Origin of the sequence: Rossellomorea sp. GCM10028870 (genome assembly GCF_042666755.1) — a bacterium.
Classification (GTDB): Bacteria; Bacillota; Bacilli; order Bacillales; family Bacillaceae_B; genus Rossellomorea.
Genome location: NZ_JBHTGN010000004.1, coordinates 433640 through 447045 on the forward strand (window position 1 = coordinate 433640; position 13406 = coordinate 447045).

Annotated in this window: 11 protein-coding genes and 2 pseudogenes; 8 read left to right on the forward strand and 5 right to left on the reverse strand. The window is 39.6% G+C overall.

Translation table 11 applies throughout. The features are described 5' to 3' along the window. The first annotated feature begins 13 nt into the window (after positions 1–13). The 5 genes from ACFQWC_RS18395 to ACFQWC_RS18415 all read left to right on the forward strand — a co-directional run bounded on the left by ACFQWC_RS18395 (position 14) and on the right by ACFQWC_RS18415 (position 6086). The gene (locus tag ACFQWC_RS18395) at positions 14–619 is read left to right on the forward strand and encodes an FMN-binding negative transcriptional regulator (protein WP_377108791.1); all 606 of its coding nucleotides are present in this window, start codon (positions 14–16) and stop codon (positions 617–619) included. 320 nt (positions 620–939) lie between these two features. After that, the gene (locus ACFQWC_RS18400) at positions 940–1971 is read left to right on the forward strand and encodes a cyanophycinase (protein WP_377108792.1); all 1032 of its coding nucleotides are present in this window, start codon (positions 940–942) and stop codon (positions 1969–1971) included. 286 nt (positions 1972–2257) lie between these two features. Then, positions 2258–3799, forward strand: coding sequence for a spore germination protein (locus tag ACFQWC_RS18405; protein WP_377108800.1), 1542 nt, complete (start codon positions 2258–2260; stop codon positions 3797–3799). A 35-nt stretch (positions 3800–3834) separates the two neighbouring features. Next, positions 3835–4926, forward strand: coding sequence for a GerAB/ArcD/ProY family transporter (locus tag ACFQWC_RS18410; protein ID WP_299741925.1), 1092 nt, complete (start codon positions 3835–3837; stop codon positions 4924–4926). Next, on the forward strand, positions 4923–6086 hold the full coding sequence (locus tag ACFQWC_RS18415) for a Ger(x)C family spore germination protein (RefSeq protein WP_377108793.1): 1164 nt from the start codon (positions 4923–4925) through the stop codon (positions 6084–6086). Before ACFQWC_RS18410 ends, ACFQWC_RS18415 begins: the two co-directional genes overlap by 4 nt. A 692-nt stretch (positions 6087–6778) precedes the next feature. On the opposite strand, the gene ACFQWC_RS18420 is transcribed toward ACFQWC_RS18415, so the two are convergent. The 3 genes and pseudogenes from ACFQWC_RS18420 to ACFQWC_RS18430 all read right to left on the reverse strand — a co-directional run bounded on the left by ACFQWC_RS18420 (position 6779) and on the right by ACFQWC_RS18430 (position 8620). Further along, positions 6779–7804 (reverse strand): DUF3231 family protein, encoded by a 1026-nt coding sequence (locus ACFQWC_RS18420; protein ID WP_299741930.1) that lies wholly within the window; start codon positions 7802–7804, stop codon positions 6779–6781. A 192-nt stretch (positions 7805–7996) separates the two neighbouring features. Then, positions 7997–8156: pseudogene (locus tag ACFQWC_RS18425) on the reverse strand (YitT family protein); the annotation flags it as partial. Between the two features lie 50 nt (positions 8157–8206). Further along, positions 8207–8620, reverse strand: coding sequence for an Lrp/AsnC family transcriptional regulator (locus tag ACFQWC_RS18430; protein ID WP_377108794.1), 414 nt, complete (start codon positions 8618–8620; stop codon positions 8207–8209). A gap of 117 nt (positions 8621–8737) precedes the next feature. On the opposite strand from ACFQWC_RS18430, the pseudogene ACFQWC_RS18435 reads away from it, so the two are divergent. Then, positions 8738–9495, forward strand: a pseudogene (locus tag ACFQWC_RS18435) (MBL fold metallo-hydrolase). Between the two features lie 107 nt (positions 9496–9602). Here ACFQWC_RS18435 and ACFQWC_RS18440 read toward each other — a convergent pair. Next, entirely contained in the window at positions 9603–9959 is a 357-nt protein-coding gene (locus ACFQWC_RS18440) for a hypothetical protein (protein WP_377108795.1), read from the reverse strand. Between the two features lie 197 nt (positions 9960–10156). Beyond that, positions 10157–10990: a YitT family protein gene (locus ACFQWC_RS18445; RefSeq protein WP_299741938.1), complete on the reverse strand. Its 834-nt coding sequence runs from the start codon at positions 10988–10990 to the stop codon at positions 10157–10159. A 476-nt stretch (positions 10991–11466) separates the two neighbouring features. Between ACFQWC_RS18445 and ACFQWC_RS18450 the strand changes: the two genes are divergently transcribed. Continuing rightward, on the forward strand, positions 11467–11973 hold the full coding sequence (locus ACFQWC_RS18450; protein WP_377108796.1) for a GrpB family protein: 507 nt from the start codon (positions 11467–11469) through the stop codon (positions 11971–11973). Between the two features lie 153 nt (positions 11974–12126). Then, the gene (locus ACFQWC_RS18455) at positions 12127–12942 is read left to right on the forward strand and encodes a lipid II flippase Amj family protein (protein ID WP_299741949.1); all 816 of its coding nucleotides are present in this window, start codon (positions 12127–12129) and stop codon (positions 12940–12942) included. Positions 12943–13406: the final 464 nt, after the last annotated feature.

Consider the following 13406-nt stretch of genomic DNA (forward strand, 5'->3'; position numbering starts at 1 on the left):
AAGGAGGAACATGATGTATATTCCAAAAGAATTTAAGATCACGGATGAAACGGTAGCTTACGAAGTCATGAAAGAGCATAGTTTTGCAACTCTATTTTCTCAACACGAAGGAATGCCTTGTGCCACTCATTTACCGTTAATAGTAAAGGAGGAGTACTTATATGGACACTTTGCCCGTCCGAATCCCCAGTGGAAAGATATTGAAAACCAAACCGTCCTGGCTGTTTTCCATGGTCCTCATTGTTATATCTCCCCATCCTGGTATGAGACCGGGAAAGCAGTGCCGACATGGAATTACGTGACCGTTCATGCGTATGGAGAAGTCGAGCTTCTGGAGGACGAAAATGAGTTGATGGATTCGTTCCATGATATGGTAATGGAGTATGAAGCTCCTGACAGTCCATACAGATTACAGGATGCAGGTGCTGAGTATCTCGCTGGCTTGAGCAAGGGAGTTCAAGGTTTCAAAATGAAAATCAATAAGGTAGAAGGAAAAGCGAAGTTAAGTCAAAATCATTCATTGCAACGACAGGAGCGGGTGATCCATCAACTTGAAAAAATTCCACATACGGATGAGCAACAGATTGCAGCATGGATGAAGGCGAATTTAAAAAAGTGATAGGTTAATGCTTTGGAAACGGGTGGTGGCTTAGCCTGCGTTTCTGCTCCGATTATTTTGATTATCCTCTTCATTATTATAAGGAAATTGTGTTTTAAGACTTAATTCATCTATTTGATAGAATGTAAGGTTCATTGGGTTTATAGGGGTTAAATGGTTTTATTAGAAATAACCCAATAGCCACTAAAAAAGTAAATAAACTTCTAATAATACTGAAAATTAACAATATTCAAAATTGGCATAAAACTTGCATTTGTATGGAGTGCAGGGACAATCTGATACGTCTCTGCAAATTATGAAATGCGGGGAGTGCAAGAAACATGAAGAAATTTTGGAAAATGGCAACAACGATTGGTTTGTCGGTGGGATTATTGGCGGCTCATGCGCCTGCTGAGGCTGCAAGTGGGGACCATACATATTACGGCTATGGGGATACGACCAACATTAGTCGTACAACAACGTATGGGATCAACTTGATGGGTGGTTCGACGGATGTGGACGAAGCAATGCTATGGATGGCGGAGAAGGCAAACGGTGGAGACTTTGTCGTACTGCGTACTTCTGGTGATGATGGGTATAATCAATATATTTACGACTTAGCCGCAAGGAATGGTGTTCCCCTCGACTCGGTGGAAACCATTGTATTGAATAATCGGAATGCTGCGTACGATTCCTTTGTACTAGATAAAGTATACAGGGCAGAGGCTGTATTCTTTGCCGGTGGGGATCAGTCTTTATATGTAGACTATATCATCAATACCCCACTGGAAGATACATTGAATGATCTCATTTCAATTTACGATGTCCCAATAGGTGGTACGAGTGCAGGACTCGCGATTCAAGGACAGTTCGTGTATGATGCGGAAAACGGTTCGGTTTACTCAGACGAAGCATTAAGCAATCCAGGGAATCGGTACATGACGTTCACACGCAACTTTTTGGATAACTCGTACTTAACAAGTACCATCACGGACACCCATTTTGAACAGCGTGACCGCATGGGGCGATTTGTCGGCTTTATGGCCCGTAACATCATGGACGGCTGGACGACACAAGCAAAAGGGATAGCCGTTAACGAGCAGACTGCTTTATTAGTGGAAGCAGACGGTTCCGCAAGAGTCGTATCGCAACCGGGAAGCACGGATGCAGCTGTATACGTAGCACGTTCAACCAGTGCACCAACGAGCGGCTACAGCTCACCATTGACCATGAAAGACATCGAAATGATCAAGTTAGAAACAGGTGACACCTTCTCTTTCCCATCTTGGTCGAGCAATAATGGTGTTGAATATAAATTAAGTGCTCAGAATGGTGTATTGACGTCAACGACGGGAAATATATACGGCAAGTAATCGAATAGAGCGTTTATAAAGGGTATATATAGTTTCATCGCTTTTTTTGATAGTCCTCCGACGAAATCGGGGGATTTTTTTCATTTTATCCCATTTTCCTTGTAGTGAGATGTTCCTTATTCACCACCTTTTCCAGCAACGAATATGTGCCTCATCAGTATGGGAATAATTTCTTGAATGGAAAGGGAAACTAGGTGAAAGCAAGCTTGTTTAGGAGGGTTGTTTAGTGGATTTTCTCAATAAGGTGATAAGGTTCCTTCCTGATTTCAATGTATACATCTACGCAATGGTTACATTGATCGTACCCATTATCATTATGAAAATAAAGACCTTCCTTACTGGTGCATTGTATCAACCCGGCTCGCCAAAACAGATGGAATCAACCCTTATGATGACAAGCGATATAACTGAGAATGTATCGATGATCAATGAAGTGCTGGGAGAAAATAATGATATCATAACACGTGAATTTTCCATGAATGATTCAAGAGCTTCGATCATTTTCACGAGAGGGTTAGTGGACACAGCCATTATTAATAATAATATTTTGAAACCTCTTATGTTCAACACGATAGATGAAGAGAGGATCCCATATTCACTTAAAGAAATGCTTCCTGTGAGTGAATGTCATGAGGAAACGGATATACATACAATCACCTCCTATATATTAAGAGGGGAAACAGCATTGCTTCATGAGAAATCTCCTAAGGCAATCATTTTAAAAACAAGTGAATCAAAAGATCGTAGTATTGAAGAACCGGTAACCGAGCAGGTGGTGAGAGGTCCCAGAACCGGTTTTAATGAAAATATTAATGATAATCAAGCCATTCTAAGAAAAGCTGGTGTAAATAAGGATCTCAGGTTCATTAGCTTCCAGGTAGGGGAACGATTTAAAAAGGAACTGGTCATCGCCTATATAGAGGGCATTGCCAATGAGACCATCTTACAGAACGTGAAGGAAAGGATTGAATCGGTTCACATCGATAATGTACCGGAATCTGGATATATTGAGGAATTTATGGAAGAGAGTACTTTCTCACTCTTTCCGCAAATTCAAAGCACGGAGCGACCTGATCGGGTGATTGCTGCATTGTCTGAGGGGAGAGTGGGTATATTGCTGGATGGTACCCCTTTTGTCTTGATTGCTCCAGTGACCATCAATATGTATCTGCAATCACCAGAAGACTATTATGATCGCTGGATTCCCGGCTCATTGATTCGGTTATTACGATATACGGCTGCTTTCATATCGGTCTTCACTCCCGCATTATATATTTCCTTTGTCTCTTTCCATCAGGGATTGATTCCAACGAATCTGGCCATTTCCATTATCGGCTCTCGTGAAGGAGTCCCCTTTCCTGTTCTCATTGAAGTTCTGTTAATGGAAGTTTCGATTGAAATCTTAAGGGAGGCAGGGTTGCGTTTGCCAAAACCCATCGGCCAAACGATTGGGATCGTCGGGGGTCTTGTGATTGGAGAAGCTGCGGTGCAAGCAGGTATCGTTAGTCCGGTTACAGTCATTGTTGTGGCTATAACGGCCATCTCATCCTTTTCACTCCCACAATATACGTTAAGTATTTCATTGCGTATCTTACGATTTATAGCCATGTTTTTAGCTGCTACTCTGGGACTCTATGGTGCCATCGTCTTTTTCCTTTTTTTCTGTATTCACCTTGTCCGGTTAAAAAGCTTTGGAGTCCCGTTCCTCGGTCCTGCGGTACCGTACCAAGTTAGTGATTGGAAAGACTTTTTAATCAGATTGCCGATCCAATCAATGAAAAAGAGACCCGACATTCTGAAGCCTGGGGACAAAATGAGAAAAGGTTAGTCATGGACTTTACTTATTGAAAGGACTTGTCATGAATGAACATGAATCAACAGGAACGAATCAGTCCTACTCAAGCGATCATCCTCATCATTAACTATGTTCTTGGGGTCGGAATATTAACGCTGCCAAGGACAGCAGCTGCTGAAGTAGGAACGCCCGATATCTGGATAACGATTATCATCAGCAGTATTTTTCCCATCCTGGCAGGGATGATCATTTTAATTCTTAACAACAGATATCCTGATAAAACCTTTTTTCAATATAGTAGAGAAATTGTCGGGAAAGTAATCAGTATCATCCTTGGGGTAACGATGATTTTTTATTTCCTTACACTCACCAGCTTTGAAGTCAGGGTTATGGCTGAAGTAACCGAAACCTATCTACTCGAGGGGACTCCCATTCAAGTATTAATTGTATTATTTCTTTGGCTTGCCTTTTACTTAAATACGGATGGAATTAATTCCATTGCCCGTGTGTTCCAGGTGATTTTTCCCCTTACCGTCATCATTTTCATCTTAATTGCCACCATGAGCTTAGGTTTATTTGAAATCAATAACCTGCGCCCTGTTATGGGAGATGGAATCCTCCCCGTGTTAAAAGGCGTTAAGACAACTTCACTTTCCTATATTGGGATTGAGTTAATGATTATTTTATCGGCCTATTTAACGGAACCTAAGAAAGGGAGAAAGATTGTCTTTATTGGAGTGTTACTACCGATGATTTTTTACCTGGTTACAGTCGTTATAGTCATAGGTGCATTATCAATAGATGGGGTGGGTAATCTCGCTTGGCCGACTATTTCTCTCATCAATTCGTTTGAATTTCCAGGCATCTTTTTTGAACGCTTTGACTCGTTGTTTTTGATTGTATGGATCCTACAAATATTCGCTACAATCTCCATCACGCTTTATGTTGCCTCTCTTGGTATGTCACAATTATTTAATAAGGACATAAAAGTGTTTCTGCTAATCTTTCTTCCCATCGTATTGATCATCTCGATGGTCCCGAATGATATCCACCAATTATTCGCATTGGGAGATTACCTTGGAAATGCTGCCATCGTTTTATTTGGTGTCCTGCCAATCCTATTATTAGCGCTCTCTTTCTTAAGGGGGAAATTCAATTGAAGCCTATTGCATATCTTCTCATCCTCTTACTCACTGTTCTACTGTTGACAGGATGTTGGAGTTCTAAGGATATTGAAAAATTGGACCTTCTATTGGGCGTGGGGATCGATGAGGGGCAAGGGAATAGTCATGAGTATGAGTATTCAGAAGAGGATTTAATGAATGTGACCTTTCAACTTGTGAATGTATCAGGCAATCAATCCTCAAACACATATTCTGGTAATGCTAAGCCTTTTGTTAATGTGAATGAAACAGGTGAATCATTACTCGAGGCTGCACGGGAAGTGTTACTAAAACGAAAAAACACTCTGAACGGGCAACATCAAAGACTGGTTGTATTAAGCAGTGCAATAGCCCAAAAAAGAAATATCAGAGAATTATTGGATTTCTTCATTCGTGATCCCGAAGCAAGGATGAGTTGCTTGATCATGGTAACGGATGAACTGTCCAGGGACATCATGAACACGGAAACGAATGAAATCCCTTCGGTGCATATAAAGGATATTTCAGACCATATTGAAAAATCGAATAAGCTGATCGAGCCCATGACTTTATCCAAAATCAATGCAACGATGGAGGCGAAATCTAGCTTCTTGTTACAAAATATTGAGAAGAAAAATAACGAAGTCATCCTCACCGGTGCAGCTGTTATAAAAGGGGATACACTAACTCAAATCGGATTTCTAAATGAAGAAGAACTGGTCGGGATTAATTGGTTAACAGCTTTAACAGAGGGAGGAATCGTAAAGATAAAGGAAGAAGGCAGCAACAAAACGATTACGTTTGAGCTGGAAACCGTCAATAGCAAAGTCAAACCTCTACTAGAGAATGGACGAATTTCCTTTCAAGTTGATACTAAAGTAAGCGGGCACATATCTGAACTGATCGCAGAAACGGATGAACTCACAAAGAAAGAAAATATAAAGGATCTGGAAAGACAAATAGAAGAAAAAATCAAAGAACAAATAAAAAATAGCTTAGAGAAAATCCAACAGGACTTGAAAGTGGACGTCATCGATTTTCACGAATACGTTAGAATTCAACACCCGGACTATTGGAAAACTCATAAAGAGGACTGGGACCATATTTTCAGTCAAGCAAACATCGATTATCAAGTCGATGTCGGAGTTTCTTCGTTGAATATGAATATAAGTGAATAATACAAGCTTTATAAATGAAAATGAATTTCCTACCGTAAATTGCAGCTATGCCAGGCTATGTAAAGTTTTATTGAAGAGAAACTGGCCCTGTTCCGTACAGAATAGGGAAAGGAATTTAGATGCAACGGTTAATGGATGGAATAGGAGGAAGTATTGTGAAAGAAATAAGATATTCTTGGTTAAGTTATTTATCAATCGGATTAGGTTAAGGTTGTCCTTTCTAAGACGAATTCCATTAAGAAAATCTCAAAAGGATGGAACCAAGTATAAGGTAATCCCTTTAAATACTACATTGGTGAACAGAAAGAGCCTGGGACAAAACTAAAGTGCCACGATGTAAAGAATAACAATAGAAGTGTAGTTTCTTAATACGCTAATGATTTCCGTGCAAGACTACGCTTTCCACGGGTAGCCCGTGAGCCTCCTCAGCTAAGGGGTCTCACATAAGCTTTTTCCCGCAGGAGTCTTCGTCTTGCACTCCAATCAACCGCTGGAAACAGCTAAAATCCAATGTATCGAAATAAATAATAAACCCGAACAAATCCACCTTCCAGGAAACAGATTTGTTCGGGTTTTACTTAGACTAATACACTTTTGTCCAGCCTCTCTTAAATTCTGAAAAATTATTTGAATGGACTCTTTAAGTCAAAGGAAAGGACTTATAGTCGCCCGGGCAAAAGATTAATAATTCCCTACTCAGGATCTTTGGATTTAGACAACTTGTCTTTATCTATTGTACCTGGTGGTTCTTCCAACCATTTATTCTTAATCATTATATCTGCACCGTCTTTTGCATATTGTCCTATTTCCAATGAGAGTCTTTCATAGATAAGAACTAAATCATTTCTCTGACTAGCAGCTGCTGCAGTTGAATAATTACCCACCCCAGAGGCGCTTAAAAAAGTCATAAGAAATAATGTTAACTTATCTGAAAAAGGTGGAGTCGTCTCGTTTGTAATGGATACGTCTGAAGACATAGGAGATTGTAAATTATTATCCAATAATTTTTTTGAAAATATCTCAATATGCTTTTTTGCAATATCGCTTCCTCGCAACATCCATTTTTGGACATCCTGACGAGGCGAGGTTTGAGCAAAACTTATTGCGAGCTTTGTTCCAAGTACATTGGTTTTAATGTTCATAAATAAATATGAAATTTCAATAGCATTTAAAGGACGTTCCTTATTAAAAAAGGAAAAACCAGATAAATAGGATTTATTGTCGACAAAATCGTTTCTAGTTGGATATGCAATATAAGGTGCTTTAACATATAGCCCTTTAAGAAGAGCGGCATCCGTACATGCGTCAAACAATTTTGTTGTCTCATGTAATTGTTCAATTAGATAAGCTCTTATGTCTTTTCGAGAAACCATTGAAATAAATCCGCCATAGGCAATTAACCCTGATTTTGACATAAGGTCTAAAAAAGTTAACATAAATTCATCCGTATATAACCTGGGTGCATTTAAATTAACATCATTTTCAATAGCAAATCCATTAGGTATGAGCAACCCTTCATCTTTAAAAATAAGAGTGATTTTCTCAATATGTGTTTTTGTAAGGGTTCTTGCATATCCAACAAGCGGACGTATTTCTCGATCCTTTGCATGAACATAAAAATATTCTAAGATGCAGTGAGCCATGGTGTCGTTCATATAAGCAGACCAAAGGGTGGCAATTTCAGCCGAAGTTAATTTGATTGATTTGTCTGTTGACATGGTTATCCTCCGTTGGGAAAGGTTATTACTATTCTTTACATATACAAACCATATTATTTGATTTAATTTCACTGCAGACCCTGACCAAGTTGAAAAGCGGCTCCTAAAGAGTGAAAACCGGCTCATAGAACGGATAAGGTGGTGACAATCAAAACTAGCCCGCGGCAACCGCCACGGGCCAGACACTATTTCTTATGTCTTCGTGATCGTAAATCCTCCCCCAAACACATCCCTCACACCATGGACAACCACAAATGCTTTCTCATCAATTTGTTGGATCGTTTTTCTTTAAGAGAAATAACTCTTGTTTATTAATGACAACATACAAAATGCCTTTTGACTCATTTGAATAATGACCCCTTGCATTAATAGCGTGATGAGGGACGGACCTTTGGCGGGTGTTTAGTGTTTGTTGATGACAATGGATAGTTTGTAGTTTACATATTCCGTCAACCTGGTGATGAAGTCATCGAGTTCATGGTGTGATGGGAATTTGCACTCAAGGAGGTAGCAGCCTTCCCCGCTGATTTTATAGTTATGGATGACGTACTTTGGAAACTCCTCCAGAAAAGTGAGGTACGGATCATGATGAAGGCTTTTGGTATAAATATTGATATAGGCATGAACGGAATAACCTGTCTTCCGGTCATTGACCTTGATTGTGTACCCTTCGATGATTCCTTCTTCTTCCAACTTCAATACTCTGGTGGAAGCCGCCTGTCCTGTCAAATGAACTTTGGCTCCCAGCTCTTTCATGGTGATCCGTCCATTTTTGGACAGTTCTTCGAGAATCCTTTTATCCGTGGCATCCAGCATCCCGACCCATCCTTTCACTATTCAAGTCGAATCCGATAAACACTTGATTTCTTCTATGTATCGGTCATCCTCCCTATTTTATACTATAGGTGAAGTCAATAGAAGGAGGAAAGAATGATGAATTTACGACTGATACGAAACGCGACCATGGTGGTGGAGTTCGCTGGAAAGAGATTTCTGATCGATCCTTTCTTCGCTGAAAAAGAATCCATGCCGCCATTCCCGAATACACCTAATCAAGACCGTGCCAACCCGCTCGTGGGTCTTCCCATTGCAGTTGAAGATGTGATAGACGTTGACGCGGTCATTGTGACGCACTTACATCCCGACCATTTCGATGAAGCGGCCATCAATGCTCTTCCTAAGGAAATAAAAGTGTTTGCACAGAACGAAAAGGATGCAGGAACCATCCGGGAGAAAGGCTTTCTGAATGTGGAAGAATTGAGAAAACGACCTTGTTTGAAGGGATCGAACTCATAAAAACGAGCGGTCAACATGGCAGGGGTGAAATCACCCAATTTACAGGAGAAGTGTCAGGGGTTGTTTTTAAGCATCCTGACAAACAAAGCCTATACATCGCAGGTGATTCGGTCTGGTGTGCTGAGGTCGAAGCAGCGATCGACACTCATCAACCCGAAGTGATCATCGTGAATGGAGGTGCAGCACATTTCCTGGAAGGCGGTCCGATTACAATGGCAAGTGAAGATATTCTAGCTGCACATCAGGCAGCCCCCGAAGCAAAAGTCATTGTCGTACACATGGAGTCCCTGAATCATTGTATGTTGTCAAGAGATGAACTGGCTGGAATTCTTAAGGAGAAGAAAATAGAAGGAAACGTCCTTGTACCGGATGATGGAGAGTGGATTGTAGTTTAGAAGTCGGAAAAGCTTAAGGGAGAGGACCCAAGATTGGGAACCATCCCTTAAGTATGCTGCTCTTTTTTATCCCCATTGGAATGAAGGAGCAGAAATGAGTAAGACCATTATCCCGGAATAGCAGGAATATGATTTCTTGTACTTGGCTCGTCATTGATAAAGGTTAGATTGATTGAACCCTTTATTTCTTTGTCTGCATGAGCCTTTACACTAATTTCGGGGAATTGATTCATGATTTCGTTGCTCTCTTCGAAGAGGGTCAGCCCGTTTTGATTAAGTGAATGCACTAACTCTCTTATTCCTCTAGCTTCTATTTCAAAAATGATCACAATCATTTTATTTGAATACATCGTATGATTGGTCACCCAACCTGAACATTTTGATATGCTGCTAACGGCATAATCAATCATTTCATGTCTATTTTCTCTTGTGAATCCTTTTAATCGGATGGTACTTGGCAGCATTCAATCACCTTTTTTCCTTATTTATGCCTATATGAAACCATCATTCTTTTTACCTCTTATCCAAGTAAAGGGAAAACAACTACATGAACGATAATAGTGTCGTTTCCTCCGATTTAAAGAGTAAGAATACAATCCCTGCGTGAGCTGGACCAAGTAAACTAAGCCCGCGGCAACCGCCACGGGCCAGACACAACTTCTTACGTCTTCGGAAACGTAAATCCTTCCCCAAACACATCCCTCACATCATGGACCACAACAAAGGCTTTCTCATCAATTTGCTGGATCGTCTTCTTTAAGAGGAAGAGCTCCTGCTTATTGATCACTACGTACAGGATATCCTTCGATTCCTTCGAATAGTGGCCTTTTGCATTAATGATGGTCACGCCACGGTCCATTTCTTCGCTCACTTTCTCAGCGATGGAGACGGTATGCTCGGAAATGATCGTGACCGCCTTACGTGTATCGAAACCATCAATCAGGTAATCGAGGATCTTCGTACTGATATAGATGGATATTCCCGTGTACATCGTGTTCTCGATCCCTATGACAAACGCCGAACCGAGGACGACAAGGATATCGAACACGAACATCGACGTACTGACAGCCCATCCGAAATGCTGATTCAGCATGCGGGCAATGATGGTGGATCCACCCGTGGTCCCTCCTGAACGCAGCACAAGTCCAAGTCCGAGACCGATGAATACACCGGCGAAGACCGTCCCGAGCATGATGTCGACGGAGTTCCCCATGCCTTCCGTAAAGTGAATGAAGAGGGAGGTAAAGAAAATGGCAAGCATGGTGTACCATGTCACGCGTTTATTTAACACTTTATAACCGATCGCTAAGAGGACTCCGTTCATGACGAAGTTGGTGATGCCGGGAGACCATCCCAATACATAATAGAGAGTCATGGAAATACCGGTCACGCCGCCTTCCCCAAGCTCATTCGGGATGGCGAACAAGTTCACCCCGAGGGCAAAGAATAAGGAGCCAATAATGATCAGTGTGATTTCTTTCGTTGTTGAGTTCATATCATCACCCCGTTCCAGTTGAATACTAGGATACTATATCACACGGGGGATTTTTATGGAAAAAAATATTCAAACACCGTACGATTTTCATAAGGGGTTCCGTTCAGGGAGAGAAAATAGCAAATAGCACTATAAATAGCAGGCTAATTCGCATACGGATTAGACCTGCTTTATTTATTGTTATATCAATGTTTTCATCAAATTCGGGGGTGAATTAGCACTTCAAATAACACCTTAATTAACAAGCGTACAATAATTATTGTACAGCAAAAAAATGGGTGCTAATTAGGGTGCTAAAGGACTTGTCAATTCGCAACCTGTTCTTGCGGAAATGAGACTTTGGTGAGGCATTATGTGATACAATTGTAAATAATGGATATTCCATTAACGGGCAGGTTAATGGAATAAGAGTGGTTATTTATGGTGCGATATTCCAATGTTTAAATATCGCATGCATATTAAAAAGGGGGAATAAGATGTTAGGCTTGCCGAAAGGAGAGGTATTCCTCGTTCCTTGGACAGAGGAATGGAATAAGGAATTTTTACTTGAGAAAGAAAAAATCCAAGATAAAATTGGCGGGTGTATAAAGGATATTCACCATATAGGAAGTACTTCAGTAAAACATTTAAGTGCAAAACCAATTATTGATATAGCCATAGAAATCAAAACTTTTACTGATGGGGAGAATACAGCTTCATTTTTAGAGGAGTTGGGATATTCATATAAAGGTACAAATATTTTGCCTGACAGACATTATTTTAGTAAGGGGGAGCCAAGAACTCATCAAATCCATATGTATCAATGTGGAAATGATTATTTACTTGAACAACTAAAGTTCAGAGATTATCTGAGAAATAATGATGCAGTAAGAATTAAATATGAACAGCTCAAACTTGATTTAGCAAGCTTAAATAAAAGTAACAAACATAAATATGCAGAAGAGAAAACAGCCTTTGTTAAATCAATCTTAGAAAAAATCTAAGAGCTACTTATTCAACAAACGGGGGCTATAACTGAAGATCAATGGGTGATCTCCAGTTATGTCCTTATTCATTATTGGGGCAGGTTAGTGCAACAAGAAATTTGAACAGTGTGGTAAAATTAGGGTATTAAATGTGAAAAAGAAGGTAACTTTATGGAGTTCTTAACTGAAAAATTATTATTTATAGCTTTGTTTATTTTTATCATCCATTCGATAGAAACACTTGCTTATGCAGTAAGGTTATCAGGTGCAAGAGTTAAAATGATAGCGTCTGCATTATCTCTCTTTAACATAATGGTCATTGTTTCAAGACTTGCTAATATGATGCAACAACCATTCACTGGTAGTCTGATCGATACTGCTTCAAAAGAAAATGCTCTGGAATTTGTAGAAACTCAATTTCGAATTCTTATAGGTGCATCAACGGTTGGTACAGTTTTTGGAATAATACTACTTCCTACTTTTATAGCTTTATTTTCAAGAGCAATCATTCATTTGTCACAGGAAAAAGGGTCTGTACCTTCATTAATGAAAAGGATATTTTCTTTCGAATACATAAAGCGTGGCATAACGCATTTTAGTTTACCGAAGTTTTCATACTTACAGGATACTCGAGTTAAGGATATTCCAATAAGACTATTTTTGGTAAATATGATAATAACAGCGATATACACTATCGGTGTATTATCTGCACTATATGCAGCCTTATTAGCTCCTGAAAGAGCTTCTACGGCTATTATGGCATCAGGTTTAATAAATGGGATAGCAACAATACTCTTGGTTATTTTTGTAGACCCGAAAATATCTGTAATAGCAGATGACGTTGTTAATCAAAGAGGAAGTTACAATAAGCTGAAAAATATGTCGTTAATGATGGTAACTTCAAGGTTATTAGGCACAATACTTGCCCAATTGTTTTTTATATGGGGAGCAAAATATATAGCATGGTTTACGAAATTTATTGTGTAATCGTTATTCAATTAAAGGCGGCGTTTGCTGAACAGGCAGCCCCCTGGATTGTTAAAGTAAAGGGAATTTAACACAAAATGGAATTTCCCCACTAAAAGGAGTTGTTTTTTTGATAAAAATAAGCAGACAAGTTATAGCACTTTTAATAATTATCTTTTCAATCTACGGTCTAATATCTAATCGAAACGAACTTCTACCATTTTTGCAGTTGTTTTTCGGGCTACTTATGTTAGTTTATTGTATTGAAACTTTCATTATTGATAGAAAAAGAATTTGGGGCATTGTATTTTTGGGCTGTTCAATTATATCTTTCGCCACCTTTGTCAATAGTTCAGTATTCCATTAAACCAGCTAATAGTTTGTCAACATTTTTCAATGAAAAGTTCAGAATAAACATGTTACACTAAATTTGGGCATACCAAATAGCCTTCCACTATGCTTGTTATGGAAGGTTTTGTATTAAG

Bases quoted from the DNA above. Each gene is read 5' to 3' on its own strand.
- ACFQWC_RS18395 (WP_377108791.1), top strand. From the start codon at position 14: ATGTATATTCCAAAAGAATTTAAGATCACGGATGAAACGGTAGCTTAC.
- ACFQWC_RS18400 (WP_377108792.1), top strand. From the start codon at position 940: ATGAAGAAATTTTGGAAAATGGCAACAACGATTGGTTTGTCGGTGGGA.
- ACFQWC_RS18405 (WP_377108800.1), top strand. From the start codon at position 2,258: ATGGTTACATTGATCGTACCCATTATCATTATGAAAATAAAGACCTTC.
- ACFQWC_RS18410 (WP_299741925.1), top strand. From the start codon at position 3,835: ATGAACATGAATCAACAGGAACGAATCAGTCCTACTCAAGCGATCATC.
- ACFQWC_RS18420 (WP_299741930.1), bottom strand. From the start codon at position 7,804: ATGTCAACAGACAAATCAATCAAATTAACTTCGGCTGAAATTGCCACC.
- ACFQWC_RS18430 (WP_377108794.1), bottom strand. From the start codon at position 8,620: ATGCTGGATGCCACGGATAAAAGGATTCTCGAAGAACTGTCCAAAAAT.
- ACFQWC_RS18440 (WP_377108795.1), bottom strand. From the start codon at position 9,959: ATGCTGCCAAGTACCATCCGATTAAAAGGATTCACAAGAGAAAATAGA.
- ACFQWC_RS18445 (WP_299741938.1), bottom strand. From the start codon at position 10,990: ATGAACTCAACAACGAAAGAAATCACACTGATCATTATTGGCTCCTTA.
- ACFQWC_RS18450 (WP_377108796.1), top strand. From the start codon at position 11,467: ATGTTAGGCTTGCCGAAAGGAGAGGTATTCCTCGTTCCTTGGACAGAG.
- ACFQWC_RS18455 (WP_299741949.1), top strand. From the start codon at position 12,127: ATGGAGTTCTTAACTGAAAAATTATTATTTATAGCTTTGTTTATTTTT.